The sequence below is a fragment of the Salibaculum griseiflavum genome (assembly GCF_003129565.1).
In the GTDB taxonomy this organism is placed as follows: domain Bacteria; phylum Pseudomonadota; class Alphaproteobacteria; order Rhodobacterales; family Rhodobacteraceae; genus Salibaculum; species Salibaculum griseiflavum.
On record NZ_QETF01000013.1, the window covers coordinates 20516 to 46713 of the forward strand.

Annotated in this window: 26 protein-coding genes and 2 tRNA genes; 16 read left to right on the forward strand and 12 right to left on the reverse strand. The window is 62.4% G+C overall.

Annotated features, from left to right (window positions below; translation table 11 throughout):
• Window positions 1-19 precede the first annotated feature (19 nt).
• Window positions 20-1177: an alkane 1-monooxygenase gene (locus tag DFK10_RS11560; RefSeq protein ID WP_109389193.1), complete on the forward strand. Its 1158-nt coding sequence runs from the start codon at window positions 20-22 to the stop codon at window positions 1175-1177.
• Between the two features lie 9 nt (window positions 1178-1186).
• Here the strand turns inward: DFK10_RS11560 and galE are convergent, their stop codons facing one another.
• From galE to DFK10_RS11590, 6 genes are all read right to left on the reverse strand, one after another.
• The gene (galE, locus tag DFK10_RS11565; RefSeq protein WP_109389244.1) at window positions 1187-2206 is read right to left on the reverse strand and encodes a UDP-glucose 4-epimerase GalE; all 1020 of its coding nucleotides are present in this window, start codon (window positions 2204-2206) and stop codon (window positions 1187-1189) included.
• Window positions 2207-2220: 14 nt separating this feature from the next.
• A complete protein-coding gene (locus DFK10_RS11570) occupies window positions 2221-3729 on the reverse strand; it encodes an ArnT family glycosyltransferase (RefSeq protein WP_109389194.1) in 1509 nt (502 codons plus the stop codon).
• Between the two features lie 3 nt (window positions 3730-3732).
• Entirely contained in the window at window positions 3733-4842 is a 1110-nt protein-coding gene (locus DFK10_RS11575; protein WP_109389195.1) for a glycosyltransferase, read from the reverse strand.
• A 155-nt stretch (window positions 4843-4997) separates the two neighbouring features.
• Window positions 4998-6107, reverse strand: coding sequence for a site-specific DNA-methyltransferase (locus DFK10_RS11580; RefSeq protein WP_109389196.1), 1110 nt, complete (start codon window positions 6105-6107; stop codon window positions 4998-5000).
• Between the two features lie 87 nt (window positions 6108-6194).
• Complete coding sequence (locus tag DFK10_RS11585; protein WP_109389197.1) at window positions 6195-6827, reverse strand: ribonuclease HII; 633 nt, start codon at window positions 6825-6827, stop codon at window positions 6195-6197.
• Window positions 6828-6925: 98 nt separating this feature from the next.
• Window positions 6926-7339 (reverse strand): hypothetical protein, encoded by a 414-nt coding sequence (locus tag DFK10_RS11590; protein ID WP_109389198.1) that lies wholly within the window; start codon window positions 7337-7339, stop codon window positions 6926-6928.
• A gap of 161 nt (window positions 7340-7500) precedes the next feature.
• Between DFK10_RS11590 and DFK10_RS11595 the strand changes: the two genes are divergently transcribed.
• Window positions 7501-7782 carry a hypothetical protein gene (locus DFK10_RS11595; protein ID WP_109389199.1) on the forward strand — a complete coding sequence of 94 codons (282 nt, stop codon included), beginning with the start codon at window positions 7501-7503 and terminating at the stop codon, window positions 7780-7782.
• The gene (locus DFK10_RS11600) at window positions 7754-8458 is read left to right on the forward strand and encodes a winged helix-turn-helix domain-containing protein (protein ID WP_217810142.1); all 705 of its coding nucleotides are present in this window, start codon (window positions 7754-7756) and stop codon (window positions 8456-8458) included. Before DFK10_RS11595 ends, DFK10_RS11600 begins: the two co-directional genes overlap by 29 nt.
• A 6-nt stretch (window positions 8459-8464) precedes the next feature.
• On the opposite strand, the gene DFK10_RS11605 is transcribed toward DFK10_RS11600, so the two are convergent.
• Together DFK10_RS11605 and DFK10_RS11610 are read right to left on the reverse strand one after the other, a co-directional pair.
• Window positions 8465-8782 (reverse strand): hypothetical protein, encoded by a 318-nt coding sequence (locus tag DFK10_RS11605; protein ID WP_109389201.1) that lies wholly within the window; start codon window positions 8780-8782, stop codon window positions 8465-8467.
• 100 nt (window positions 8783-8882) lie between these two features.
• A complete protein-coding gene (locus DFK10_RS11610; RefSeq protein ID WP_109389202.1) occupies window positions 8883-10100 on the reverse strand; it encodes an NAD(P)/FAD-dependent oxidoreductase in 1218 nt (405 codons plus the stop codon).
• A gap of 137 nt (window positions 10101-10237) precedes the next feature.
• On the opposite strand from DFK10_RS11610, the gene aroQ reads away from it, so the two are divergent.
• On the forward strand, window positions 10238-10678 hold the full coding sequence (gene aroQ / locus DFK10_RS11615; protein WP_109389203.1) for a type II 3-dehydroquinate dehydratase: 441 nt from the start codon (window positions 10238-10240) through the stop codon (window positions 10676-10678).
• Between the two features lies 1 nt (window position 10679).
• On the opposite strand, the gene DFK10_RS11620 is transcribed toward aroQ, so the two are convergent.
• Window positions 10680-10756 (reverse strand) — tRNA-Arg (locus DFK10_RS11620).
• A gap of 73 nt (window positions 10757-10829) precedes the next feature.
• On the opposite strand from DFK10_RS11620, the gene DFK10_RS11625 reads away from it, so the two are divergent.
• From DFK10_RS11625 to DFK10_RS11650, 6 genes are all read left to right on the forward strand, one after another.
• The gene (locus DFK10_RS11625) at window positions 10830-11885 is read left to right on the forward strand and encodes a LacI family DNA-binding transcriptional regulator (RefSeq protein ID WP_408005589.1); all 1056 of its coding nucleotides are present in this window, start codon (window positions 10830-10832) and stop codon (window positions 11883-11885) included.
• Entirely contained in the window at window positions 11860-12297 is a 438-nt protein-coding gene (locus DFK10_RS11630) for a hypothetical protein (protein WP_109389205.1), read from the forward strand. The genes DFK10_RS11625 and DFK10_RS11630 overlap by 26 nt, the downstream gene beginning before the upstream one ends.
• 332 nt (window positions 12298-12629) lie before the next feature.
• Window positions 12630-13898, forward strand: a complete 1269-nt coding sequence (locus tag DFK10_RS11635; protein WP_109389206.1) for an NAD(P)/FAD-dependent oxidoreductase — start codon at window positions 12630-12632, stop codon at window positions 13896-13898.
• A 12-nt stretch (window positions 13899-13910) separates the two neighbouring features.
• Entirely contained in the window at window positions 13911-14267 is a 357-nt protein-coding gene (locus tag DFK10_RS11640) for a DUF5368 domain-containing protein (RefSeq protein WP_109389207.1), read from the forward strand.
• A gap of 73 nt (window positions 14268-14340) precedes the next feature.
• Complete coding sequence (rpe, locus tag DFK10_RS11645; RefSeq protein WP_109389208.1) at window positions 14341-15024, forward strand: ribulose-phosphate 3-epimerase; 684 nt, start codon at window positions 14341-14343, stop codon at window positions 15022-15024.
• 264 nt (window positions 15025-15288) lie between these two features.
• The gene (locus tag DFK10_RS11650; RefSeq protein ID WP_109389209.1) at window positions 15289-15873 is read left to right on the forward strand and encodes a hypothetical protein; all 585 of its coding nucleotides are present in this window, start codon (window positions 15289-15291) and stop codon (window positions 15871-15873) included.
• Between the two features lie 10 nt (window positions 15874-15883).
• Here the strand turns inward: DFK10_RS11650 and DFK10_RS11655 are convergent, their stop codons facing one another.
• Together DFK10_RS11655 and DFK10_RS11660 are read right to left on the reverse strand one after the other, a co-directional pair.
• The gene (locus DFK10_RS11655; RefSeq protein ID WP_109389210.1) at window positions 15884-18721 is read right to left on the reverse strand and encodes a glycosyltransferase; all 2838 of its coding nucleotides are present in this window, start codon (window positions 18719-18721) and stop codon (window positions 15884-15886) included.
• Complete coding sequence (locus DFK10_RS11660) at window positions 18718-19245, reverse strand: hypothetical protein (protein WP_109389211.1); 528 nt, start codon at window positions 19243-19245, stop codon at window positions 18718-18720. The genes DFK10_RS11655 and DFK10_RS11660 overlap by 4 nt, the downstream gene beginning before the upstream one ends.
• Window positions 19246-19351: 106 nt before the next feature.
• On the opposite strand from DFK10_RS11660, the gene DFK10_RS11665 reads away from it, so the two are divergent.
• Complete coding sequence (locus DFK10_RS11665) at window positions 19352-21877, forward strand: DUF3131 domain-containing protein (protein WP_109389212.1); 2526 nt, start codon at window positions 19352-19354, stop codon at window positions 21875-21877.
• A 29-nt stretch (window positions 21878-21906) separates the two neighbouring features.
• On the opposite strand, the gene DFK10_RS11670 is transcribed toward DFK10_RS11665, so the two are convergent.
• Window positions 21907-21982 (reverse strand) — tRNA-Lys (locus DFK10_RS11670).
• A 97-nt stretch (window positions 21983-22079) separates the two neighbouring features.
• Between DFK10_RS11670 and dapF the strand changes: the two genes are divergently transcribed.
• The 5 genes from dapF (at window position 22080) to petA (ending at window position 26197) form a co-directional block, all read left to right on the forward strand.
• Window positions 22080-22895, forward strand: coding sequence for a diaminopimelate epimerase (gene dapF, locus DFK10_RS11675; protein WP_109389213.1), 816 nt, complete (start codon window positions 22080-22082; stop codon window positions 22893-22895).
• Window positions 22888-24147: a tRNA (N(6)-L-threonylcarbamoyladenosine(37)-C(2))-methylthiotransferase MtaB gene (gene mtaB / locus DFK10_RS11680; protein ID WP_109389214.1), complete on the forward strand. Its 1260-nt coding sequence runs from the start codon at window positions 22888-22890 to the stop codon at window positions 24145-24147. Before dapF ends, mtaB begins: the two co-directional genes overlap by 8 nt.
• Window positions 24144-24776 (forward strand): glutathione S-transferase, encoded by a 633-nt coding sequence (locus DFK10_RS11685; protein ID WP_109389215.1) that lies wholly within the window; start codon window positions 24144-24146, stop codon window positions 24774-24776. Before mtaB ends, DFK10_RS11685 begins: the two co-directional genes overlap by 4 nt.
• 54 nt (window positions 24777-24830) lie before the next feature.
• A complete protein-coding gene (locus tag DFK10_RS11690) occupies window positions 24831-25430 on the forward strand; it encodes a glutathione S-transferase (RefSeq protein WP_109389216.1) in 600 nt (199 codons plus the stop codon).
• 197 nt (window positions 25431-25627) lie between these two features.
• Window positions 25628-26197 (forward strand): ubiquinol-cytochrome c reductase iron-sulfur subunit, encoded by a 570-nt coding sequence (petA, locus tag DFK10_RS11695; RefSeq protein ID WP_109389245.1) that lies wholly within the window; start codon window positions 25628-25630, stop codon window positions 26195-26197.
• The last annotated feature ends 1 nt before the right edge of the window (window position 26198 follow it).

Sequence of the window (26198 nt, forward strand, 5' to 3'; positions counted from 1 at the left end):
CCCCACGAGGTAGAGTGCCATGGCGACAAGTGACCAAATCCCGAACAGCGAACTGACCCGGATCGGTCGCGCCTTGCCCTTCTGGGCCTCCCTCATGCTTGTGCCGCTGGCCTGGGTTGCGGCCCTTAAGGGGGGATGGTTCATCGCACTTCTACCGCTCGCGACCTGGCACCTGTTCACGGTGCTGGACGCGATCCTTGGCCGATATACCGAGAATGCCGACCCGGAGACCGACACCTCGGACCTGTTCTGGTATCGCGCGATCACGCTGATCTGGACACCGATCCAGTTCCTGACAATTTTCGGCATCCTGGTCTACGTCACCCGGACCGGCCATCTGCACTGGGCCGAGGAATGGCTGCTTTTCGCCGCACTCGGCATCGCGTCGGGCACGATCGGGATCAACTATTCCCACGAATTGCTGCACCAGAAACCGAAACTCGAACGCTGGTTGGGCGACATTCTGCTAGCCATGGTGATGTATTCGCATTTCCGGTCCGAGCACCTTCTGGTGCATCATCGCTATGTCGGCACGCCGCGCGACCCGGTCACGGCCCGCTATAATGAGGGCTTCCACCGGTATTTCCCCCGCGTTCTGCGAGAATGCCCGCCCTCGGCCTTTCGTGCCGAAAAGGCCATGCTGGCGCGCAAGGGGCTGCCCTGGCACCATCCGTCCAATCCGTTCTGGCGGTATCTTGCCTTGCAACTGGCCTTCGTCCTTTTGGCGCTCTGGATCGGCGGGCTCTGGGGCTTGTTCCTGTTCCTGACGCAGGCCTTCTGGGCCGTCTTCCAACTGGAACTGGTCAACTACGTGGAACACTACGGGCTGACGCGGAAACACCTGGGCGACGGCAAATACGACCATGTTCAGCCACGTCACAGCTGGAACGCCGCGCACAAGGCATCGAACTGGCTTCTGATCAACCTGCAACGCCACTCCGATCACCATTACAAGCCCGACCGGCGCTTTCCGCTGCTTCAGAACTACGAAGAGGACGAGGCGCCGCAATTGCCCTATGGCTATCCTGTGATGACCGTCGCAGCGGTGATCCCGCCGCTTTGGCGCAAGATCATGAATCCGCGGGTCAAGGCCTGGCGCCGGCAATACTATCCCGAGATCGACGACTGGACCCCTTACAGGCTCGGCACCACTCCGATGCCGCGCGGCGCCAGTTGACCAATTCGGTCAGGGCTTGAGATCGTTGGACAATTGCCCGCTGACCCAGGCCCAACTGGACCGGCACATGTCTTCCAGGCTGCGCTTGGCCTCGAAGCCCAGCACGTCGCGCGCCTTTTCGGGTCGCGCCGTCAGAACCGCCACGTCACCGTCCCGACGACCAACGATGTCATAGGGCAGATCCCGGCCACAGGCTTCGGAATAGGCGCGGATCACGTCGAGCACGGACGAGCCCTTGCCGGTTCCAAGGTTCACCGCATGGCTTTCGCCGGTCTCGATCAGGGCGGCGATGGACAGAACGTGGCCATCTGCCAGGTCCTCGACATGGATGTAGTCCCGCACGCCAGTACCATCGGGCGTATCGTAATCATCTCCGAAGACGCGCAACCTGGGCAAATCGCCCGTCGCCACCTTGGCGATATAGGGCATCAGGTTGTTTGGAAGGTCCGCCGGGTCTTCGCCGATCAGGGCTGATTTATGCGCGCCGACAGGATTGAAGTAGCGCAAAACACCCACGGCCCATCGCGGATCGGCGGCCACCACCTGTTCCAGCGTCAATTCACCGGTGATCTTGGTATAGGCATAGGGGGACGTGTAGGTGCGCGGGTGATCCTCGGGGATGGGCTGGATATCGGTTTCGCCATAAACCGTCGCCGACGACGAGAACACGATGCGCCGGACCCCCGCCGCATCCATCGCGGACAAGAGGGTCAACAACCCGCCCACATTGGTATGGATGTAGTCCAAGGGCCTCTGCGTGCTTTCCCCCACGGCCTTGAGTGCCGCGAAATGCACAACGCCGTCGATCCGGTGCTCGGCAAACACCCGATCCAGCAGCGCGCGGTCCAGCACATCACCGCGATAGACGGTCACCGGCTGCCCCGTGATCCGTTCCAAACGGGCCGGAACATCGGCCTTGGCATTCGAGAAGTTGTCCAGAATCACGACGTCATACCCGGCCTCCACAAGGCCTACATAGGTATGAGACCCGATATAGCCCGCACCACCGGTCAGCAGAATTTTCGCCATGTCCGGACCCATCTTTAGAACTCGTCCCCTTCTTGTGCGGACAGCCGCACCGGATCAAGCGAAAGCGCAACGACCGGCAATGCGAAATAGGGACGTGATCCGCGTTCAACGGTGACGATGCCCAGAAGCCGCGCCCCGGGATCGTGCTGGCGCGCCGTTTCCAGCAGGTCAAGGGCAAGCCCCTCGGCTTCGGTCAGGCGCGTGATCCCGATCAGCCGGGCGGCGCCTCCCATGGACTGGCCGGGCATGAAGGCAAAGTGATGCGCGCGGCCGTCAATCACGCGCATGGGGTGTTCTCGCCCAAGGGCGGCCGCGATGTGCCCGGCCTCGGTCCAGCCCGTCGCCGCGAGCAGGTCGGCCCCGTTCAGGTGCCCGCTGGCCGCCATCGCGGCCCTTGTCTCTGCCATGGGGATCAGCGGCACGGAATTGTCCCATTCGGGCAGCGGGTCACTGGCGGCCGTCAGAAAGCCGGTCTGCACATGCAGCGCGATGCCCGCCAAAAGCAGATGAATGGGCACGGCAATGCCGATCAGCCACCGGCCCGCGGCCGTGCCCGCGCCTTGCGCGAGCCATACCCCCATCAGCGGCAACAGGACCATCCAGCCGGGCATCGACCAATGCGGCAGCGTCCCGCCGCTGAACAGGTAGATCGCGTTGAACATCACGATCGGTCCCAGGGCGATCAGGATCAGCAGGCGCACCACCGGATCGCGCCACAGGTCGCGCGACATCAGGCGCCCGACGCCCCAGACAAGGATCACCGGCAGTAGGTAAAGCGCCTGAGCCAGCACCATCAGCGCGAAATTGGCGGGATTCACACCGCCCCCGGCCCGCCCGCCGTGAAACGCGAACGACGCCCATCCATTGCCGATATTCCACAGCAGGACCGGCAGCAGGCCGAGCATCGCCAGACCAACGGCCAGCCAGAAACCCGGCCGTGCCAGCCAGCCCCAGGCGCTGCGGGTCACGGCGATCCAGATCAGAAGGCTGATCGGCAACAATCCCGCCTGGTATTTCGAGGCCAAAGCCACGGCCAGGCACAGCCCGCCGAACACCCAAAGCCAAAACCGGTCGGTTTCCCCCTGCGCCAATCGGATCAGCGCATAAAGCGCCCCGGTCATCCCCGCATAGAGCGGCGCGTCCGGCAGGATCATCACGCCCGACAGGGCCATGAAGGGCGCCAGCGCCGCCAGCAGCGCGGTCCAAAGCCCGGCCTTCTCACCGCCCAATCGCCGGCCGCTCAGGTAAAGAAACCAGACAGCAAGCGTGCCAAGGGCAAGGTTCGGGATGCGATAGCCCAACGGACCGGCGGCGCCCAGAACATCCTCGGCCAGGGCTGGCGCCCAGAAGCCCAGCGGCGGATGGTCATAGAAGCTGATGGAATAGCTCCGCCCGACGGCCAGCGCATAGGCCTCATCCGTGCCAAGTGGCAGGACGGCGGCGAAGAACACCCGCCACAGCAGCGACAGCGCAAGGATCCAAAGGATCGGGGCGATCCCCAATGGTCCGCGCGCCGCCGCCATCGTCTAGCGCATCCGCCAGGTCACCAGCGCGCTGGCCACGAAGTTCCACAAGGCCCCCACGACGGCACCCGCGAAACTGGCCACGGCCCAGTTCGGCCAGGTCTCATACAGCAGTTCGGCCACGCCGACATTCGCAAGCGCACCGATGAAACAGACCGCGTAGAAGGACAGCAGCCCACGAAACCAGGCCAGCCCCCGCAACATCCGGTCACGATAGGTCAGGATGTTGTTGAGCGCGAAATTAGAGGTCATGGCGACCCAGACGCCAAAGCTCTGGGCGATGTAGAAGGGAAACCCGGTTGCCCACAGGGCGAAGCGGACCGCGACCAATTGCACGGCGACGCCACTCAAGCCGACCATCAGGAACAGGATCAGGCGGATCGGGAAAATCCCGCCGGTCAGGCGCGACAGGATCAGCCCGAGGAATTCCAGGGTGATCGCCGTATCCATCTTGCTTTCGCCATGCTGGCGCGTGCGGAACTCATAGCCGACCTCGGCCACATTCCAGCGCCCGCGCGAGGCCGCCAGCATGTCGGCCAGAATCTTGAAACCCTGGGTCTGTAGGTCTGTGACGACCTCGTTGAACCGTTCGCGGCGGATCATGAAAAAGCCTGACATCGGGTCGCTGGCGCTGATTTTCAGAAGCCGCCGGGCCAGTTTCGTGGCCAGGTCGCTGCCCCATTCGCGCAGCGCGGACAGCCCACCGCTGGCCGAACCGCCCTCGACATGGCGCGAGCCGATGACCAGATCGACCTCGGACCTGTCGCGCAGAACGGCAAACATGTCGGCCAGCTTGGTCTCGTCATGCTGCAAATCGCCATCCATGACGGCAACCACCGGGCTGACCGAAGACAGGATACCCTCGATACAGGCACCGGCCAGCCCGCGCCGCCCGACCCGGTGCAACAGGCGCACGTCGCCGCGTTCGCGCGCCAGCGCCCGGACCTCTTTCGCGGTGCCGTCGGGGCTGTCGTCATCGACAAAGAGAACATTCCACCGAATGCCTGCCAGTGCCTTGTCCAGCAGATCCACCAGCGGCCGCACGTTGTCACGTTCATTGTAGCAGGGGACCACGACCGTCAGGTCAGGCAATGCGTTCGGGTTTTGCTGCATCGGCTCGTTTCTCGTGGTCTGTCGATCATGTCCCTAAACAGCCCCCCGCACGAATGCAATGTTTGGGCCGGATGCAAAAAGCCCCGCCGAACCCGAGGGACGGCGGGGAAGTCGTGCCGTGGTCTGGCCACAGGCACAGGCGGTATCTCTTGGGGCTAGTTCGCCCGCATCTCGGAGCGGATCTGCTGACGCAGCAGGTCGATCGGAACCTTCTTGCCGTCCTTGCGGAAGTGCCAGTAGGTCCAACCATTGCAGCTGGGCGCCCCTTCCAGATGGGCGCCGACCTGGTGGATCGACCCCTTGACGTCGTCCCCGATCAGCGTGCCATCGGCGCGCACCTTGACCTTGTGACGGCCGTTCATGCTCCACAATTCCTCGCCGGGGCGCAGCATGCCGCGCTCGACCAACTGGCCGAAGGGCACGCGCGGTTCAGCGCGTTTGGGCGTGGTAACCTGAAGCGCATCGCGATCATACTTGCGAACCTTCGACAGGCGCTTGGTCGCGGCTTCGCGATAGGCTGCCTCGCGCTCGATCCCGATGAAATCACGTCCCAGCATCTTGGCGACCGCGCCGGTGGTGCCGGTGCCGAAGAACGGGTCGAGGACCACGTCGCCGGGATTGGTCGTGCCGACCAGAACGCGGTGCAGCAGGCTTTCGGGTTTCTGCGTCGGATGCGCCTTGTCGCCCTTGTCGTCCTTGAGCCGCTCATGGCCGGTGCAGATCGGCAGAACCCAGTCCGACCGCATCTGCGTGCCTTCGTTCAGCGCCTTCAGGGCCTCGTAGTTGAAGGTGTATTTCGACTTGTCCGATTTCGACGCCCAGATCAGCGTTTCATGGGCATTGGTCAGGCGCTTGCCACGGAAATTGGGCATCGGGTTGGACTTGCGCCAGACCACGTCATTGAGAATCCAGAAGCCCTGGTTCTGCAGTTCTGCCCCCATGCGGAACACGTTGTGATAGCTGCCGATCACCCAGATCGCCCCATCGGGCTTCAGCAGACGGCGCGCGGCCTTCAGCCAATCGCGGGTGAACTGGTCATAGACCTGGAAGCTGGCGAACTGGTCCCACTCATCATCCACGGCATCGACCTTGGAATTGTCGGGCCGGTGCAAATCGCCGCGCAATTGCAGGTTATAGGGCGGGTCCGCAAAGATAAGGTCGATGGAGCCTTCCGGAAGGCTGTTCATCACCTCAATGCAATCGCCATCGAGAATCGAATTCAGAGGGAGCGCCGACGCGCCCGCTTCGGTGTTTTTCTTCGTCATTTTCTGCCTCTGTCCCGGCGGATTGTCCGCTCGTTCGTTGTCCTAAAGATGAGTCAGAGGCGATTCGCTGTCAAAAGTATTTTTGAATCAAGGGGTTACGTTTTTATCTTGATACAAGATATTGTGGACCGGTTTGAAGGACCGTCTATGGTGTGGGGTCACACCGATATTTCGAAGGGCCTCCATATGGCTTTTGGACCCGTAGCCGGCGTTCGTCTCCCAGCCGTAGCCGGGATGCTGTTGCGCCAAATCCACCATGATCGCATCGCGACACACTTTTGCCACAATTGACGCCGCCGAAATCGACAGCGACCGGGCATCGCCCTTGATGATACATTCGGCCGGACACGTCAGCTCGCGGGGGATCATGTTGCCGTCGATCAACGCATGATCGACCCCGCTCAGCCCAGCCAGGGCGCGTTCCATCGCCAGATGCGCAGCACGCAGGATGTTCAGCTTGTCGATCTCTTCGACGGTGCAATGTGCGATGCTGACCTCGGCGTTTGCATGGATCTCGGCAGCAAGCTGGACCCGTCGCCGGGCGGTCAGCTTCTTGCTGTCCTGCAAACCATTGGGAATCCGGTCTGGGTCCAAGATCACTGCCGCCGCCGTCACAGGCCCTGCCAGTGGGCCGCGTCCGACTTCGTCGACGCCGGCGATACGCCGTGCGCCGGCCTGCCGGGCGGCATCCTCGAAATGGAAATCCGGGGCATCAACCATGGCAGGCCTCCAAGCAGGTCGCACCGGAAATGGCAAGGGGCCGGTTGCCCGACCCCACGCCGCACAGGCCGAATGGCCCGTGCCCTGCTCGATGCAGATCAGTTGGGCAGACGCTCCAGCCGGAACCCGGCATGGCGCAGGCAGCGCGGCACGTAGCCATGGCGCATGTGGCGCGGCCCCCGCACCGAAATCTCACATCGCGCGGGCAGCCGGTTCACGTGGTCATAGTGACGGCGCAGGCAGCGTTCACCGAACATCCGCACATCGCCCCGGCGGGTGGACACGCTGGTCAAGCAGCGCGCCGGAAGCTCTCGCCACCTGTTGTCACGCCGGTCGCGACGGGCATCGCTCTTGTCGTCATTGTTCTGGGCGATCGCGGCCCCGAGAAGAAACAGGCTCAGCAAGCCGATCACCTTCTCCTCATCGGACAGGGTTGCATGGGCCGGTGTCGCCGTTACGGTGCCCAGTCCAAGGCTCAGGGCCAGCAGACCGGCGGTCAGGGTCTTCATCATCGGTCAATCCTTTCGATTGCATCGGCGCGGGCCGACGGAATGACCCAAGGCTGACGATGTGTGTCGCCGTCGCTCAATAACGCGGGGATGCTATCGGTTGACGAACCGGGACCCGCGCGGAGATATTGAATAACACTGCGCCGAAAGGGCATCGTCCGGGCATGAAACGCGTTCTACCCCTCTTGCTTGCCAGCCTGCTGGCCGCCGGTCCCGCCGGGGCCGCCTGCTATGCCGACTACAAGGCCAAGCGCGACGATCCCCTGCGCCTGCATTATGGTGTCGCTGAAATCCGCGGCGACTGCACCGCGACCAATGCCGCGGATCAACTGGAGACACGCCTGTCCGACGAGGATTGGCAGCTGTTGAACATCGTGGGCGTCTTCGACGATGCCGGGTTAGAGGAAAGACGTGACAGTGCCGGAGAATTCTTCCTCCGCTATTGAGGCACGGCAAACGGGCAACCGTGTCGTGCTGGCGGGCATCATCGCCATCGTGGTCATCCTTGCGGTGGCCGCGGCGGTCCTGTTTCTGAACCTGCCCGACGCGAACGCCTTCAACGCGCGGGTCGAACAGCTTTTCATCGAGAACGACGACCTGACGGGCCAGGCCGAGGTCAAGCTGCTTGAGATCCTGGCCCAGTCCGGCACGGCCTTTTCCGAGACCCTGGACAGCTACCGCTTCGTCATCTTTGTGCTGCTGGTTTTTGCGACCGCCCTACTGATCGCCGCCGTGGCCTTCCTGGTGATGCTGGTCGCGCTGAACCGCCGGATGAGCATGATCGAACGCCAGGGAATCGAGGTGAATTCCCTGCTGATCGCCCGCGACCAGAAGACGGTGATGCTGAACAATTTCGAATTCAAGCTGACCGATGCGGCGATCGAAACCCTGTCAGTGCTGGCAGAGGCCCGCATGGATGACGAGGTTCTGTCCGGGTCCGAGATCGAGGCGGTTATCTCCGGACGGAACGCCGCCGATTGCGACGAGGCCGCTGGCGCCACGCGGATCAAGCGCCTGCGCGACAGCCTGGGCAACCAGATGATCAGTGAATTGCTGGTCAAGAACATCGCCCGCAAAGGCTATATGCTGGCCATCGACAAGGACGTGATCCGCATGGTCTGAACCAGCTCAGCGGTTCAGGAACCAGGGATCGACCCGTCGCCAGAAATGCAAAAGGTCCGAGGCGCGGGCCGGCACCTTGCCCATGGATTGCACCGCATGCACATCGGCCGCAACGAGGGCCGCAAACTTGTAGGCACGCATCAGGACCACGGGCGGCGTGGTTTCGGAATCGACCATTTCCTCGATGGAGGCGGCAGCGTTGGTGAGGGCAAAGGCGATGGACAGGGCCGGTTCATTCGGCCAGCGCGTCGCCAAGAGCCGCACCAGACCGCCGATCCGGTCTTCATCGCCCTGTGTCAGCGTCTCGACCGAAAGGGCAATCATTCGATCGAGGGAAGCATCATTCATAACCGCGTCTACTCAACACCACAGGCAAGATTCTTACTCTCTGCATGCCAAGGTGCAAGGCGGTCGAGACGTTCATTCAGATAATCGCGCTTTCGCCGAAGCGCTCGCCACGCAGTACACGGTCGAGGTGAAACGGGCCGAGATCAAGCGTTTGATACGCACCCGACGTGATCCATTCCGCCAGACCTCGCCCCATCGCCGGCGCCTGTTGAAGCCCGTGGCCTGAAAACCCGTTCATGTAGAGGAAGTTCGATACCTCGGGGTCCGGCCCTACGATCGCATTCTGGTCGAACGTGTTGAACGCGTAATGCCCGGCCCACTCGTTGATCACGCGGATCGCCTCGAATTGCGGGATCCGCGTTGCAATGGCAGGCCATGCGACGTCCATCCAGAAATCGGGGTCCATCTCGAAATCATCGGGATCTGCCGCCGGGTCATCGGCCAGGTGACCGCCGGCAAGATAGGTATCCGGCCCGTCCTGGCGCACGTGAACGCCCGAGGTGTCGATGGTCAGGGGCAACTCTCCGGACAAGGGCTGCTCGGCCTTGAACACCCAGGAAAAACGCTTGCGCGGCTCGACAGGGATATCGCGCCCGATCATGCCGGCGACACGCGCCGCGCGCGGCCCGGCCGCGTTGACCACGACACCGCAGGCGATGCGTTCACCGGATGACAGCTGCGCCGCCTCGACACGGGACCCTGACCGGTCTTTCTCGAGTCCGGCCACCTCGCCGGCGATGAACTCTGCCCCGTTGTCCTGCGCCTTGCGCCGGAACCATTCGAAGACAGCACCGCCATCCCAATAGCCTTCGTCGCGCGCGTTGTGGCTTCCGAGGATCACATCGTCGAGGGCATAGAACGGGTAGGCCTCGGCGATCTCGCCGGGGGTCAACAGGCGCGAGGGCACGCCGCACTCCTGCTGCACCGCATGGGCCCGGCGCAGCCGGTCCGCCCCCGCCTCGTCCCCGGCCAGGTACAGGTAACCGAAGGACTGAATATGCTGGTCGGGCACCCGGTCATCCCCGCCCAAATGCGCCCGGAAATCGCGCAGGATTTCGGCGGTATATTGCGAGATGCGGATGTTCAGAGCGTTACCGAATTGCTGCCGGATGCAGGAATTGGTGTGCGCGGTAGAGCAGGCAGCGTAGCTCGGGTCGCGTTCCACCACGAGCACCGAACCGTCAAAATCCGGCGAGGTGGACAGGTGCCAGGCCAGCGACGATCCCATGATCGCGCCACCGATGATCACGACATCATAGGAGTCCTGCCCCGGATCTGTAGGAAATTTCGCCATATTCTGCCTGTGTCTTGTCTGCCCGATCAGCATGGCGTGGCCGTGGTGCCGCCGTAAAGCGGTTTCCGCACTGACCGGCATGTTCAAGCCGCGCGGGCTTTGCTACGCATTATCAACGCAATGCGAAGGACGCGAAGATGAGCAATCTGGTCTATATCCTGAACGGCCCAAACCTGAACCTGCTGGGCCGGCGAGAGCCCGAGATCTACGGCGCCGACACGCTGGAGGATGTCGCCGGCCGTTGCACGGAAGTGGCCAAAACAGAGGGGCTTACGGTCGAGCAGCGGCAATCCAATCACGAAGGACAGCTGATCGACTGGATCCACGACGCGCGCGACAAGGCGGCGGGGATCATCATCAACCCAGGCGCCTACACACACACCTCGATCGCGATCCTCGACGCTCTGAGCGCTTTCGGCGGGCCGGTCATCGAGCTGCATATCAGCCAGGTTCATCGACGGGAACGGTTCCGCCACCATTCCTATGTCAGCCGCCGCGCCGACGTTGTCATAGCCGGCTGCGGCGTGCATGGCTACGAACTGGCCGTCCTTCACATGGCGAAACTGCTGCAAGGGTGATTGGCGATCCCGGCAGGATTCGAACCTGCAACCTGCCCCTTAGGAGGGGGCTGCTCTATCCAGTTGAGCCACGGGACCGCTGGCCCCTGAATGCCGCGTTTGGCGGATCGGGGCAAGGGCTTGGACAACGCCCCGCAAGCAAGGTAACAAGGTGGCAAGGGACAATGGACAGGCCAGCACATTGAACAGTTCGAACAAGCGCCCGCTCACGCTTCGCGATGTCTCCGAGGCATCCGGCGTCAGCGAAATGACCGTCAGTCGCGTCTTGCGCAACAAGGGCGATGTCAGCCAGGCGACCCGTGAACGCGTGCAGGAAGCGGCGCGAACGCTCGGCTACGTGCCCAACAAGATCGCGGGCGCCTTGGCCTCGCAGCGGGTCAACCTCGTCGGAGTCATCATTCCAAGCCTCAAGAACATGGTCTTTCCGGAGGTGCTGTCCGGGGTTTCCGCGGCGCTGGAAGGCACCGAACTGCAGCCGGTCGTGGGCGTGACGGATTACTCACCCGAGAAGGAAGAAAAAGTCCTGTTCGAGATGCTGTCATGGCGACCTTCGGGGATCATCATCGCCGGTCTGGAACATACCGAACCCGCGCGGGCCATGCTGGAACGGGCCGGCATTCCGATCGTCGAGATCATGGACACCGATGGCGACGCTGTGGACGCCAATGTCGGCATTTCGCACCGCCGCGCCGGGCGACTGATGGGCGAGGCGATCCACGAAGCGGGCTATCGCAAGATCGGGTTCCTGGGCACCAAGATGCCCCTCGATCACCGCGCCCGCAAACGGTTCGAGGGCCTGACCCGGGCGCTGGCAGGCCACGGGATCGAGATCGCCGACCAGGAATTCTATTCCGGTGGTTCGGCACTCTCCAAGGGGCGCGAGATGACCCAGGCCATGCTGACCCGTAGCCCGGACCTGGATTTCCTTTATTACTCCAACGACATGATCGGCGCGGGTGGTCTGCTATACCTGCAAGAGCAGGGGATCGACATTCCCGGCCGGATCGGTCTGGCCGGGTTCAACGGGGTCGAATTGCTGGACGGTCTGCCGCTACAGTTGGCGACGATGGATGCCTGCCGTGCCGAGATCGGCGAGGCCGCGGCACGGATCATCGCCGACCGCAATTCCGGCGCGGTCAAGGAAGGCGGCCAGCGAATCGAGCTGGAACCGAAGCTGGCCTATGGCGATACGCTCAGGCGGGACTGACCAGCCGACCGCCGGGTCGCTGACGGGGTCCTGGACGGGTCGCTATGACTATGCCAATCCCGCCGATGGAGAACCCGTTGCCTTTGACGCGGTGCTTACGCAGACCGGACCGACCCTGCGCGGCGAGACCGTCGAGACCAACACCTTCTGCGACAGCGCCGGCGATACATTGATGGCCGTGCTTTCCGGCACGCGCCGGGGCGGCAGCGTACGCTTCCTCAAGACCTACACGGATTTCGACACCAATTCTCGACCGACCTATGAAGGGGAAGTCAACGCAACGGCAACCCGCATCACGGGTCGGTGGTATTTTCCCGATGCCCCGCATGTGCACGGAACGTTCCTGATGGCGCGCACGCGCTCCGCCGCCGTGCGCCGGCCGGCAGAGGCGGCCGCGGTGATCGACGCCTGAGACGCCTTTGAGCGCGGCACGTGAATCGGCTCTGACCATACCCACATCCCTCGAATTCTGTGAAACCCAAGCCGCTTTTTGATCTGCATCAAGGAAACTTGGGCGATTTATGCCAAAAGCAACATGTTTTTATATTTCCCTTGCGTTGCAGCCGCAGGGAAGGAGCGCAAGGCAGCCCGGTTTCGGTGCCTGCCTTCCCCGCAACGATCACCTGGTTCCCTCGATCGTTGCGGGGCGCGTTCCCAAATCGACGAACGGAGAGCGCCTTGCCCAAAGACACCCGACTCCTGCCCGGACTTGATCCGAGACCCAACCGCCGCGCATTTCTCGGTATGGCCGCTGGCGGTGCCGCCTTGGCCGCAGCGGGCGCCGGGCAGGCCCAGCCGGTGCCCACCAATGCAAAGATCGTCATCATCGGCGCAGGCGCTGGCGGCACGTCGCTTGCCAACCGCTTGGCGGACCGCCTGGACGGGGCCGATATCACCCTGATCGATCCACGCCCGCAGCATCTTTACCAACCGGGCCTGTCTCTCGTCGCCGCCGGGTTGAAGCCCGCCGATTACGTTGTCTCAGAGACGACGGACTGGCTGCCCTCGGGCGTGACCCTGATTGCCGAAACGGCCACGGCGATCGACCCCGATGCGAGGACTGTGGCAACCGAGGGCGGACAGACCGTCTCCTATGACTTCCTGGTTGTCGCCCCCGGCCTCGTTCTGGACCACGATGCAATCGAGGGCTTCAGCCTCGACATGGTGGGTGAAAACGGGATCGGCGCGCTTTACGCGGGGCCGGACTACGCCGCGCGCACATGGGCCGCTGCCGGGCGCTTTGCCGAAGAGGGCGGCGTTGGGCTGTTCACGCGCCCCGCCACGGAAATGAAATGTGCAGGCGCGCCACTCAAGCACACGTTCCTGATCGACGACATCGCCCGTCGAGGCGGCAATCGTGGCAAGGCCGAATACATCTATGCCGCGCCGCAAGGGTCGCTTTTCGGTGTGCCGATCGTGGCCGAGAAGGTGCGCATGTTGTTCGGTGATCGCGGCATCGACACTGCCATGCAGCATACACTCAAGGCCATCGAACCGGGCACGCGCCGCGCCACCTTTGCCGACAAGGACGGGTTCGATGTGGAGATGGACTATGACTACATCCATGTGATCCCGCCACAGCGCGCGCCGGATGTGATCCGCCAATCGGGCCTGTCCTGGGCCGACAAATGGGCCGACCAGGGCTGGGTGGAGTGCGACCAATACAGCCTGCGTCACCTGCGCTACGACAACATCTGGGCGCTGGGCGATGTGGCCGGCGTGCCCAAGGGCAAGACCGCGGCCAGCGTGAAATGGCAGGTGCCCGTCGTGGAGGATGGTATCGTCAGCGCCATTGCCGGCATGGATCCGACTGAGACCTATAACGGCTACACCTCTTGTCCGATGATCACCAAGGTCGGTCGCGCCATGCTGATCGAGTTCGATTACAACAACGACCTTGTGCCGTCCTTCCCGGGCATCATCGCTCCGCTGGAAGAGCTTTGGATCAGCTGGCTGATGAAGGAGGTCGCCCTGAAAGCCACCTATAACGCCATGCTGCGCGGCCGCGCGTAAGGAGACAGACCCATGCAAGAGATGACCCTTTCCACCATGCTGGCCGTCTTCGAAGAGATTTTCGGACGTGGCCTGTTCTGGATCATGGTGGCGCTGGCGGGGCTGGTCACACTGGCTTACCTCTACGTGCTGATCCGCGACCACGCCGTCAGCTGGCGCAAGTTTCTCTGGGCGCAGGTCTCGATGCCCGTGGGCGCGGTGCTGGCCGTGTGGTTCACGATGGCGATGACGGACTCGCAACTGGCCGATATCGGTGGACCGATCGACCTGATCGTCCTGCTGGGCGTCGCGGCCCTTGGCGCGGTCGGGGCAGCGATCCTGGTCTACACCGTGCAATCCCTCGTCTGGCCACCTTCGGAAGAGAGCTAGTCTCTCTTCCACTGGGGCCGACACGCGTGCTAGAAAGCCCGCGATCTTCCCTGCCCCGAAAGGCCCGCATCCCATGAGTTTCGACCGTTCGATCAAGATCGCCCCGTCGATCCTGTCCGCTGATTTCGCGAATTTCGGCGCGGAGATTCAGGCGATTGAAGCGCAAGGGGCCGATTGGGTCCATGTTGATGTGATGGACGGCCATTTCGTGCCCAACCTGACCTTTGGCCCGATGGCCGTCAAAGCCTTCCGGCCACATGTCAAAACGGTCATGGACGTGCACCTGATGATCGCGCCGGTCGATCCCTATATCGACGCCTATGCCGAGGCCGGGGCCGATATTCTGACCGCCCATGTAGAGGCCGGGCCGCATATTCATCGCACATTGCAGGCGATCCGTGCGGCGGGAATGAAGGCGGGTGTCGCGCTGAACCCCGGCACCCCGGCCGAGGCGGTCACGCATGTTTTGGACCTGACCGACCTGATCTGCGTGATGACCGTGAACCCTGGGTTCGGCGGCCAGAAATTCATCGACATGACAGCCAAGGTGCGGACGCTGCGCGACATGATCGGCGACCGACCGATCCATATCGAGATCGACGGTGGCGTCGATCCAACGACCGCCCCCCTCGTCGCGGCAGCCGGGGCGGATGTCCTTGTTGCAGGGTCGGCGGTTTTCCGCGGCGGCTCTGTCGCCGATCCCGCACCCTATGGCGCCAATATCCGCGCGATCCGAGAGGCGGCTGTTAGCCACTGAATTTGCAGGATTATCTTTGCAACCTGGCTCACTGAGTTGCGGCGGGCCTCACCTCTACGTTGCAGAAATGAATCAATCATAGGTGGATTCCCGCCACAAAAACGCCCTGTTCCAAACTCTCTCTTGTCATAACGCCGTGGTTTTCTGACAAAGCGTTCAACTTAACGCTGAAGTTAAGACCAGAGGTAGGTTATGGCTTGGAAACCATCGCGCATGGCGTGGGTGGTCGTGGGTGCACTATTGTCTTTGACCCAAGGCCCCCAGGTGTCAGCCCAGAATGCAAACAGCCGCATCCAATCGTCTGCGGAGCCTGAACAGGTCATTCTGGCATCATCCGGCAGTTACGACGCATTCTTCGGCGCATTGCGGCACCGGGAATCCAGCGGAAATTACCGGGCCGTCAACACGTTGAACTTCATCGGTGCCTACCAATTCGGCGAGGCTGCTCTGATCGACCTGGGCTATGTGCGCCGCGACCGTGATGTCTATGACAACAATTTCAGTGGCGGATTCACCGGTAAGAACGGAATTCGTTCGGTCGCCGACTTCCTTGCCAACCCTGCGGTTCAGGACGATGCCGCACGCGAATGGATGCAGATCATGTGGCGCTATATCGAGGCCGATGGCCTTGATCGCTATGCATGGCGCCAGGTTGGTGGCGTCACGCTTTCGCCCAGCGGCATGCTGGCGGCGACCCACCTCCTGGGGCCAGGCGCGCTGCGTCAGTTCGTGAACTCGAACGGGCGCGCCGATATCCGCGATCCATATGGCATGCCGCTGCGCAACTACATCGTCGATCTTGGCGGATATTCCATCCCATTCGCGCCGCGCGGTCCGGGACTGTCCTGATCCTGTCTCGCTAACTTTCCAGTCGAGCCGTCCCTGTCCGTTCGAGCTTGTTCCAAGCCGCCAGCTTGCCCATCAAGGCCGCGTGGATGGCTTTGATCGAGGCAAGATACAGAAGTTGCCGATAGCCGAACCGGGCCAAGGGACCGACCAGCAGAAGGACCCATTCCCACCGGCGCGCCAGGTACATTGCGAACACGATGTTCACGAATTCGAACGTGATGATCAAAAGGTAAGCGGCCGAGATTTGCATGGACAAATCGACATCGCCGGCGCTGCCCGTGGTGGCATAGCTGAAGCCGAGCCGCAGCAGGAAGACAATGAGGTAGATGTCGAAGAACGGATAGATCACGCTCGTGATCAACTGATACCAGATCGCATCCACAATCGAGATGAAGCCAACCGTCTTGCGCTCCAGGATCGATCGTTTGTGCTTCCAGGACGCCTGAAACATGCCGAAGGTCCACCGGAATCTCTGCCGCAGGTACCCGGATATCGTATCCGGTGCCTCGGTGTGGGACTTCGCATTCTCCTGGTAGCGGATGCTGTAGCCGGCTCGGTGAACGGCGATCGTCAGGTCGGCATCCTCGGTGATCGTATCACCGGATACCAGACCGGCCTTCTTGACCGCTTCCACCCGCCAGGCCCCCATGGCGCCGGGAACAACAATGATGCCGTCAAACACCTCGTAGGCGCGGCGCATCACCTGTTGGGTGTGCATATACTCCAGCCGTTGGAACGCGCTGAGGATGCCGCCGCGGTTTCCGACCTCGACCGTCCCGGCCACGCCCCCAACAGTTTCGTCCTTGAAGGGCTGAACGATCTCACGCAGTGCCATGGGCTCGATAAGGGAGTCCGCGTCAAGGATCGCGATCAGCTCCGTTTCGGTTACCGCGATGGCGTGATCCAGGGCACTCCACTTGCCGCCATTCGGTTGTTCCACAAGGTGGACGTTTGGCCAAAGCTCGACATATTCCATGACGATCTGCCGAGTATCGTCCGTTGATCCGTCGTCGACAACCACGATTTCCAGCCCAGGATAATCGACGGACAGGGCGCTGTCCAAGGTCCGCGCGATCACCTTTTCCTCATTGAAGGCCGGGATCGCGAGGGTAAGCGGCGGGTGATAGTCCATGTCGAGATCGAAGCGCTTACGCCGGGCGAAAGCCAGCAGAAGGTAAACCGGTGATCGCAGGGCCACGATCAATGCCAGGACGAAAATGATACCCTGGATCCCCGCCCAGCTGACGGCCAGAACACCGTAAGTCACGTCGTCGCGGCGAAGCGGAGTCATTTGAACCGCCGGCGTCGCCTCGGCTGGCGCGATTTGAGCAAGATCGGCCAGCGCGCGATACTCGAACCCGTCGCTGCGCAGACGGGCGAGAAGGTCTGGCACCGTTTCGTTCAGCACCCGCCGATTTGCCCCGGAGATATCGAAGGCCAGCACGTTGGTAGACCGGGCTAGCGCCTGATCGTAGATCGTGTCGATCAACGCATCGACCCGGTCGGCGTCGATGGCCGTAGCGATTGTGGGGTGGACGACGAGATAGCCGTCCGTTTGCATCTGCTGAACCTGGGTGAACAGTGCCGCGTTCGTGTTCGTGCCTGGGCGTGCCTCGAGGTCCAGCACGAATCGCGCCCGCCAGCCTTCGTCATGGGACAGAAAATGCTGGACCAGCTTGTTGCACAGCCGAGCCGTGTCCCGCGCTACGGTCGAACTGGACCCTTGGGGAACGAGCTTGACACCGACCTGATGACCGGCCTCTTTCAGTGTATCCACCGCGCCACGGGCGCCCAGGATATCACGGAAGGAAAGGAAGAAGGTCGCTGGAACCTCAAGCAGATCGAGTGTTTCAAGAAGTCGCTCCAGATCGCCCCGACCGGGCAGCCCGGTAAAAGCCAACGAAAGTGTATTCGTCTCCGTGGAAGCCCCGAAGAAGCGTACGAAATTCTCCATCGGCACATCGTCCAGCGTCGCTCCGGTCCGTTCGCCGGTCGCCGGATCAATCTGGTAGGCAATCCGACCGGTCTGCGCAGTCGATACCGTAGTCGAAAACGGCCCTGCGCCCTCAAAGACGCCGTAATGGCCGAGGTAGTCAGCGGAAGACGCCGCGGCATCAGTGGCGTCGGGCTGGTCAATGATCCACCGGAAGGCGGGGTTCTCGTAGCCGATCGGCCACAGGACGGCAGGCCCGCCACCGTGGCTCGTGTGAATGCGATGAAGCACCTCGGCGTCCGGCAGCCAGATCTGGTTGAATACACCGTCCGAATCCACGTAGCGGATCAACAGCAGACCGGACTCGGCGGCGATCGTCGTGGTTGCGTCATACCGAGATGCGAGGAACATGGCCTCGGCATAAGACACCTTTCGGGGCGTTCGCTCACCGGTTCTGAAGGCGAGGCCTTCGGTCACATAGGCGAAACGCAGTCGATCCCCGGAAATGGTGGCGTCGACCCGCTCGACAGCCTGCTCGATTTCCCGCAGCGACATCGGAGAGCCGACCGGCGTCTGGCCGGCAAGGGCAACCCGGGCCACAACGCGATCCACATCGGGTATGGCGGACGGCTCATGCAAGGCCGACATGGTGACATCCGCGATCAGGCAGGATTCAGCGCCATATGGCAGCGTCGCGTTCCGCAAACTCGCAGATGCCGCCGCGACTGCGGAAACCGAAAGGTCGGGATGCGCAGACAGGTCGACGCACAGGCCCCGCCCGGCGAGATCGGGCATGATCCCGGCCAGTTCGGACGCAAAATCCGATCCGCTGACGTCACTGAACAACGCCTCAAGATCTGCCGTCGTCTGCCAACTGGCCGGCGCAAGGGTTGCGAAACCGTTCGGCCTGTTCAATGCGTTCCAGCCGACACGGTGGTCGTCGAGCGGATAGGCCGCGCCTCCGGTCCGAGGGGCTGAATCTCCCCCCCCGTCGCCGTGATTGTCCACGCCTCGTAGTAGATATCCTGCAAGTCCGCGCAGAAGGCCCGCGCGCCACTCAGCGCCAGTTTGTCACCGAAGGGCAGGAAGGCCGACACACGGTTGTAGTCTCGTCCTGGTTGCAGAACCGACTGACCACAGCGAGTTTCCAGTCCCGGCTGAAGCACCCGGACGTCCAGCTGGCCGGACGCAGCAGCGACACTCTCAACGACCGGCACAGTTGCTGCATTTGGCAAGGCATCCAGCTGATCGACCCGAGAGAAGAATTCGACAAACCAAAAAACGGAAAAGACGATCAGGAATAGCACAAGCCCCAAGACGATCTTCGCCCGCCGTCCGAATCGGTCAAAGAACACCGGCTGCGGCACGGGCTTGGGAAACCAGCCGACAATGAGAGTTTGTCCCTCTTTTTCCAGTTCAATCTTGGGCCGTTCGCGCAAATGATCGCCCTATGCAAAAGTCAAAGGATGTGTATATTTAACATCAACCAATATTAATATATCCTCTAAACACGTGAAAAGAATAGTTTTTTCGGAGGCATAGGTCTTGGAGGTCACACGGCGACAATACTTGGCCTCGGTCTCGGCACTGGCGTTGGCCCTTTCCGGACGGCGGGTCGCCGGCCAGTCCCTTGGAGCCGGAAGCCTTTTCCTGGTCATTCAAGGAGTCGAGAAAACACCCAATTCTGATTTTCCCGCGCGAATACTTCGCTCTTTTTCAAATCGCTTAATTCCACTTACGGTTGTTTTTTCGGAATACCGAGGTGATGAGAATTCGTCCCGTCAGACCGACAGACTAAAGGCACTTCTGGTCACGCTCGGCGCGGACAAGGGGATTGTCGAACTTGCCGTCAACCATGTCCCGATCGACTCGGCGCATCGCTACCTTCACCTGCGCGAGGCAACCCGGCTGCGCGATCGGATCGCCGACCTTCTGGGCGATACGGCCTTCGCGCTCGATGACGCCGTCTCGGTGTTTCTTCCTGATGGTGCGCCTGGGATCGAACCCTTCGCCTATCGTGCGGCCGGTTTCAGGATCCAGATTGATGCCGGTCAGACTGATAATGCGCCCGACCGGACCGAGGTTCAGCCCGTCGATTGGGGCATCCTGCGGCTCTCCGGTGGCATCCGACGGCGGCTGAATGACGACCCGGCCAAGACGATCCCCGACCTCGGTCTCACCGCGCAACCGCAAATGCTGGTTCTGGATATTTCGGATGTGGATCCGTCGCGCGCCATCGACTGGGCAGAAGCCTGGGCCAAATCGCTGGATCTTGCCTTCGGAAACGGTCGGATCGTGCCGACCCGACCCAAGGATCACCTGTTGCAGGGTAATCCGGGCGCGTCGAAGAACATGGCTCTCGCCTTCGAAACCGACAGGGGCAGCGAAGTGCAGGCGGACTTTGCCATGATGCTGGACGAAATCGAAGTGCCCTATTCCCTGATCGGTGCGGATCCAGACACGCCGCCGTCGTCATCAACCGGAACCTGCCTGACAACGGCCACGCGACTGGCCCGTTTTTCGGAGCCCGGCAGCGCCTGTTTTCGGTCAGATGATCCAATCGACCAATTGTCGGAAGACAACATCGCCGAGATCGTCCTCTCCCCGCGTCAGGCTGGATATGCAGAGATCGGACCGCGCGCCGATGGTCGCTTTCACATCGGCCATGATAGCCCGAGCCTTATCCCTGTAGGGGACCGGATCAGGGAAAACCCGATGACGGATGCGCTGGCGATAATTTCACCGGATGAAATAGCAACCCGGTTCCAGCGGATACAGTTGCAGCGGACGATTCAAACCGCAAAGCGCGAGGGATTGGTCACATTCACCACGATCGAGGGGCTGCGTGATGCACTGGCGGCACCAGACCAGGTCCTGCGCCGGTTCTGGTCAGCCCGCCGACGCGAGGCGCGGGGGGCAGATGAACCATCGCCACCCAATGCCGCGGCCCGCACGGCTTTTCTGGAGGATGCCCGACAGGCATATTCGTTCATCGATCGCTTCACGCGCGCGGATACCGGACTTTGTGCCGGGACCGCGCAATCAGGTGCCGCGACGCTCGTCATCAATGCCGAAATCACGCTCTGGGACGTCGCCAGCCAGGTTCAGGGTCTCATGGCGGCGGCGCATCTGTCGCTTATCCCTCATGAAGAGGCCCGGGTCCGCATCGAAAAGATCCTGCGCGCCATCCCGACCATCGAGCTCGATGGCCACCGCCTTCCACCAGCCCTGTTCGATGCCGGAACGCTCGAGCCGACCCGAATGGCCTTCGACGCCTGCGATACAGGGCGTTTTCTGATCGCACTGCAACGGGCTGAAAAGGATGGTTTCGCAACACCCGAACAGGCTCGAAAACTGATCGATGGCTGGGATCTCGCAAGAGCGATCAGGGGAGGGCACCCCTTTAATGGGACATCCACCGGCTGGGTAGACACCCAACAATCCCACTGCACGCACTATATTCGCAGAGGGTTCGCCTTTGCGGGTCTCTCGGTCCATACGCCCTATCCGACGCTCTCGGACCGGCCCAGTGGTGATGACCGGATACGGTTGCTGTATGCGGCTGCTGATCTTGGCCATTTCGGACCTGAACCGGCACTCCTGGAGGCGATAGAGTTCGGTCAGAGCCCGGAGGCTCGCTACCTCGCGGATGTCCTGTTCGATGCACAACTTCGCCTGTTCGAGGAAACAGGGCGCTACAGATGTGTTTCCGAGGTGCCGCTGAACAGGCCGCCCTGGTTCGCCTACCAGGGCCTTCGCGTCGACTTGCCGGGAGACACAGCGTGGATAATAGCCGCAACCGGCCCGGGCCAAGAGGCCGGAAGCGACCCCGCACTGGAAGACCGTCGCATGATCAGCACCAAGGCAATCTACCTTTGGGCGGCCACCCGCTCCCATGACTTCATAGACGATCTCCTCGCCCTGGCACGGTCCCGCGCGCGCCTCGACAGCTGGGGCTTTGCATCCGGCTTGCAGGAGGACGACCTGACGCCGATGGAGGGCTACAGCGACCTGAACACCAACGGCATCATCCTGACCGCAATTCAACACATCCTGTCGCGGCGCGCCTGATCAGGCGTTCATGGATATCGAGGAAACAGTGGTGAGCCGTGCAGGATTCGAACCTGCGACCCACTGATTAAAAGTCAGTTGCTCTACCAACTGAGCTAACGGCCCACTAGGCGGCGTCTTTAGAAAGAGTGTGAGCGGGGGTCAACCCCGGAATCGTTTCAATCTCTGGATTCGTCCGGGTGCCTCCTCTATACGCCCGCGTATGGGCGCGACCGATCAGAAATCATTGGCCTTCATGAAGATGCACGGGCTTGGAAACGACTTCGTCGTGATCGATGGGCGTGCGGGTCGCGCATGGCCGTCAGATGCGACCGTGATCGCGATGGCGGATCGGCATCGCGGCATCGGGTTCGACCAGTTGGCCGTGATCACGACCTCGGACGAGGCGGACGCACACCTGACATTCTACAACGCCGATGGCTCGCGTTCGGCGGCCTGTGGCAATGCGACCCGCTGCATCGCCCGGCACATCATGGACCAGACCGGCAAGACCGAACTGGCACTGGCGACGGACCGGGGGCACCTGATCGCCCGCGATGCAGGAAAGGGGCTGACCTCGGTCAATATGGGGCCGGCCCTGACCCGCTGGGACGAGGTGCCTTTGGCGCGGGAAATGGATACCCTGGAGTTGCCCATAGACGGCACCCCGACTGCAACCGGCATGGGCAACCCGCATTGCACCTTTTTCGTTGCCGATGCCGAAGCGATCGACCTTGCCACGCGCGGCCCCGGAATCGAGCATCACCCGCTGTTCCCCGAACGCACCAATGTGCAATTCGCCCATGTCATCGGGCCGGACCACCTTCGGATGCGGGTCTGGGAACGGGGAACGGGGATCACCTTGGCCTCCGGCTCGTCATCTTGCGCCACCGCCGTGGCCGCGCACCGGCGCGGGCTGGTCGGACCAGAGGTGACGATCGAATTGGATGGCGGTCCGATCCATATCCAGATCACCGAAGACGGGGTCTGGATGACAGGCCCGACGGCACATGTCTTTGACGGGGTCTGGCATGGCTGAGGCACCGCACTTCACCACTTTGGGCTGTCGCCTCAATTCCTACGAAACCGAGGCAATGAGAGACCTGGCCCAGGCCGCCGGCCTTGGCGACGCGATGGTCGTGAACACCTGCGCCGTCACGGCCGAGGCTGTGCGCAAGGCGAAAAAGGAAATCCGCAAGCTGCGCCGCGAGAACCCCGACGCGCCCCTGATCGTCACCGGCTGCGCCGCCCAGACCGAGCCCGAGACCTTTTCTGCCATGCCAGAGGTCACCCGGGTGATCGGCAACACCGAAAAGATGCAGCCCGAGACATGGGCGGCGCTGGCCCCCGACCTGATCGGGGAAACCGAAAAGGTGCAGGTCAACGACATCATGTCCGTGACAGAGACCGCCGGCCACCTGATCGACGGGTTCGGCACGCGGTCCCGCGCCTATGTGCAGGTGCAGAACGGCTGCGATCACCGCTGCACCTTTTGCATCATACCCTATGGCCGGGGCAATTCTCGGTCGGTGCCCGCGGGCGTGGTGGTGGAGCAGATCAAGCGGCTGGTCGGCAAGGGCTTCAACGAGGTTGTTCTGACCGGCGTGGACCTCACCAGCTGGGGCGCCGACCTGCCGGCCGGGCCGAAACTGGGCGATCTTGTCATGCGCATCCTGAAAATGGTGCCGGACCTGCCGCGCCTGCGGATCTCCTCCATAGATTCCATAGAAGTGGATCCGGCCCTGATGCAGGCGATTGCGACCGAACCGCGCCTGATGCCGCATTTGCATCTGTCGCTGCAACACGGTGACGACCTGATTCTGAAACGGATGAAGCGCCGCCACCTGCGCGATGACGCCATTCGCTTTGCCGAAGAGGCCCGCAAGCTGCGCCCCGACATGACATTCGGCGCGGACATCATCGCCGGCTTCCCAACCGAGACCGAGGCCCAGTTCGAAAACTCGCTGCGGCTGGTGGAGGACTGCGGCCTCACATGGCTGCATGTCTTTCCCTATTCCAAGCGCGACGGGACTCCGGCGGCGAAGATTCCGAACCAGGTTCCCGGCCCGGTCATTCGCGACCGCGCCGCCCGGCTGCGGGCGGCGGGCGACACGCGGGTTCAGGCGCATCTGGCCGACCAGGTCGGCCGGACCCACGCCGTTCTTCTGGAAAACCCGCGCATGGGTCGCACCCCCCAGTTCACCGAGGTCGCTTTTTCCGAGGACCAGCCCGAGGGTCGGATCGTCACCGCCCGCATCACCGGCACAGCCGGCAAACAGCTGGTGGCATGACTCCGATCCTTTGGTCCTTCCGCCGCTGCCCCTATGCCATGCGGGCCAGGTTGGCACTTGCCAGCGCCGGACAGACTGTAGAGCTCCGCGAGGTGGTGCTGCGCGACAAGCCCCCGGCTTTCCTTGCCACCTCGCCCTCGGCCACGGTGCCCTGCCTCGATGGCCCGGACGGGGTCATCGATGAAAGCCTCGACATCATGCTTTGGGCCCTGCGCCGAAGAGACCCCGAGGCGCTGTTGGACATGCCGACGGAGGGCTTCGATCTGGTCGAGATTTGCGATGGCGCGTTCAAGTCGGCCCTTGATCGCTACAAGTACGCCAGTCGCTATGAAAACGCGGATCCCGAGACCGAGAGAGCGCGGGCCGGCGATTTCATCATCCGGCTGAATGACAGTCTGTCTGGACAAGCGTGGCTGTTCGGACCGGGACCGACGCTTGCCGATCTGGCGATCCTGCCCTTCGTCCGGCAATTCGCTCATGTCGATCTGGATTGGTTCGCCGCACAGCCATGGGACGACGTCCAACGCTGGCTGGACGCGTTCAAGGCATCGGGCAGGTTCCGTTCTATCATGACCAAATATCCACCCTGGCCGCCGGGAACCGTTTTTCCTGAACCCGACCCGGGTTGAAGCCCTGATTGGAAACCGTCTAGCATCAGTCCGTCCCGGCCAGAGGTGTTGCCGATGCAACTGATCATGTCCCCCGCCTCTCCTTACGTGCGCAAGGTAAGGGTCCTGATCCGCGAGGCAGGATTCGAGGATCGAATCTCGGAAGTGCCCGTGACCACGACCCCGTTCGACAGCGCAGAAACAGCCTTGGCTGCAAACCCGTTGGGACGTATTCCCGCTTTGGTCAGGCCTGATGGCCCGGCGCTTTATGACAGCCGGGTGATATGCCGCTACCTCGACAGCCTCTCGGACATGAATTTCTACCCCAAGGCCCGTCTGTGGGAAGTGCTGACCCTGGAGGCAACGGCCGAAGGGATTATCGACAGCGCCGTGTCCATGACCTACGAATCCCGGTTTCGCGGCGACGCGGCATGGCCCGACTGGCTGGACGCGCAGTGGGCCAAGATCGACCGCGCCTTGACCGCACTGGAAGACCGATGGACCAGCCACCTGTCCGGGCCGGTCACGATGGGCCAGATCGCCACCGCTTGTGCGCTGGGCTATCTTGATCTGCGCCATGCTGGGCGGGGCTGGCGCGCGGGGCGGCCGACCCTGGCGGAATGGGCCGAGCGATTCTCGGCTCGGCCATCCATGCAGGCCACCGCCGCTGAATGAACCGTCACCGCGACGATTTGGCCCTCTGGACCACCGGGCCAATCGCCGCACCTCTGCCCTGAGACCGATTGGAAACTGGACGACACCGAAATGTGCCGCTAGAAGCGGCGCGAATGGCGTCTTTTTCGGGGCGCCGTATTCTATGCGAGCGACCCAGCCTTTTTGGCCGGGTCTGAAGAAAATCGGAGATGAACACCGTGTCAAACGCAGAAGACCATCAAGGAACTCGCCGCGACTTCATCTATTATGCGACTGCCGGTGCCGGCGCCGTCGCGACCGGCGCCGCTGTCTGGCCGCTGGTCAATCAGATGAACCCGTCGGCGGACGTGCTGGCCCTGGCCTCGATCCGTGTCGATGTCAGCACCCTCTCGGCCGGGACCCAGCTTACCGTGCTGTGGCAGGGCAAGCCGGTGTTCATCCGCCACCGCACCGAGGACGAGATCGCTCTGGCGCGCAGCCAGGATGCCGATCTGGACTCGATGCCGGACCAGATGGCCCGGAACGAGAACCTGGCCAATCCGGCCGATGCGTCAGACGCAAACCGCACCTTGGACGAAGAAGGCAAGTGGCTGGTCCAGATGGGTGTTTGCACCCACCTCGGCTGCGTGCCGCTGGGCGATGGCGCCGGCGACTTCGAAGGCTGGTTCTGCCCCTGCCACGGTTCGCACTACGACGCGTCGGGTCGTATCCGCCGCGGCCCCGCCCCGGAAAACCTTCCGATTCCCGTCGCGTCCTTCGTGGACGAAACCACCATTCAGCTGGGTTAAG

Excerpts from the sequence above, each read along its gene's own strand:
- DFK10_RS11690 (WP_109389216.1), top strand. The coding sequence starts at position 24,831 with ATGCAACTGATCATGTCCCCCGCCTCTCCTTACGTGCGCAAGGTAAGG.
- mtaB (WP_109389214.1), top strand. The coding sequence starts at position 22,888 with ATGGCTGAGGCACCGCACTTCACCACTTTGGGCTGTCGCCTCAATTCC.
- DFK10_RS11560 (WP_109389193.1), top strand. The coding sequence starts at position 20 with ATGGCGACAAGTGACCAAATCCCGAACAGCGAACTGACCCGGATCGGT.
- DFK10_RS11585 (WP_109389197.1), bottom strand. The coding sequence starts at position 6,827 with ATGGTTGATGCCCCGGATTTCCATTTCGAGGATGCCGCCCGGCAGGCC.
- DFK10_RS11610 (WP_109389202.1), bottom strand. The coding sequence starts at position 10,100 with ATGGCGAAATTTCCTACAGATCCGGGGCAGGACTCCTATGATGTCGTG.
- aroQ (WP_109389203.1), top strand. The coding sequence starts at position 10,238 with ATGAGCAATCTGGTCTATATCCTGAACGGCCCAAACCTGAACCTGCTG.
- DFK10_RS11590 (WP_109389198.1), bottom strand. The coding sequence starts at position 7,339 with ATGATGAAGACCCTGACCGCCGGTCTGCTGGCCCTGAGCCTTGGACTG.
- dapF (WP_109389213.1), top strand. The coding sequence starts at position 22,080 with ATGGGCGCGACCGATCAGAAATCATTGGCCTTCATGAAGATGCACGGG.
- DFK10_RS11630 (WP_109389205.1), top strand. The coding sequence starts at position 11,860 with ATGGCGATACGCTCAGGCGGGACTGACCAGCCGACCGCCGGGTCGCTG.
- DFK10_RS11635 (WP_109389206.1), top strand. The coding sequence starts at position 12,630 with ATGGCCGCTGGCGGTGCCGCCTTGGCCGCAGCGGGCGCCGGGCAGGCC.
- rpe (WP_109389208.1), top strand. The coding sequence starts at position 14,341 with ATGAGTTTCGACCGTTCGATCAAGATCGCCCCGTCGATCCTGTCCGCT.
- galE (WP_109389244.1), bottom strand. The coding sequence starts at position 2,206 with ATGGCGAAAATTCTGCTGACCGGTGGTGCGGGCTATATCGGGTCTCAT.
- DFK10_RS11580 (WP_109389196.1), bottom strand. The coding sequence starts at position 6,107 with ATGACGAAGAAAAACACCGAAGCGGGCGCGTCGGCGCTCCCTCTGAAT.
- DFK10_RS11605 (WP_109389201.1), bottom strand. The coding sequence starts at position 8,782 with ATGATTGCCCTTTCGGTCGAGACGCTGACACAGGGCGATGAAGACCGG.
- DFK10_RS11575 (WP_109389195.1), bottom strand. The coding sequence starts at position 4,842 with ATGCAGCAAAACCCGAACGCATTGCCTGACCTGACGGTCGTGGTCCCC.
- DFK10_RS11640 (WP_109389207.1), top strand. The coding sequence starts at position 13,911 with ATGCAAGAGATGACCCTTTCCACCATGCTGGCCGTCTTCGAAGAGATT.
- DFK10_RS11685 (WP_109389215.1), top strand. The coding sequence starts at position 24,144 with ATGACTCCGATCCTTTGGTCCTTCCGCCGCTGCCCCTATGCCATGCGG.
- DFK10_RS11595 (WP_109389199.1), top strand. The coding sequence starts at position 7,501 with ATGAAACGCGTTCTACCCCTCTTGCTTGCCAGCCTGCTGGCCGCCGGT.
- DFK10_RS11570 (WP_109389194.1), bottom strand. The coding sequence starts at position 3,729 with ATGGCGGCGGCGCGCGGACCATTGGGGATCGCCCCGATCCTTTGGATC.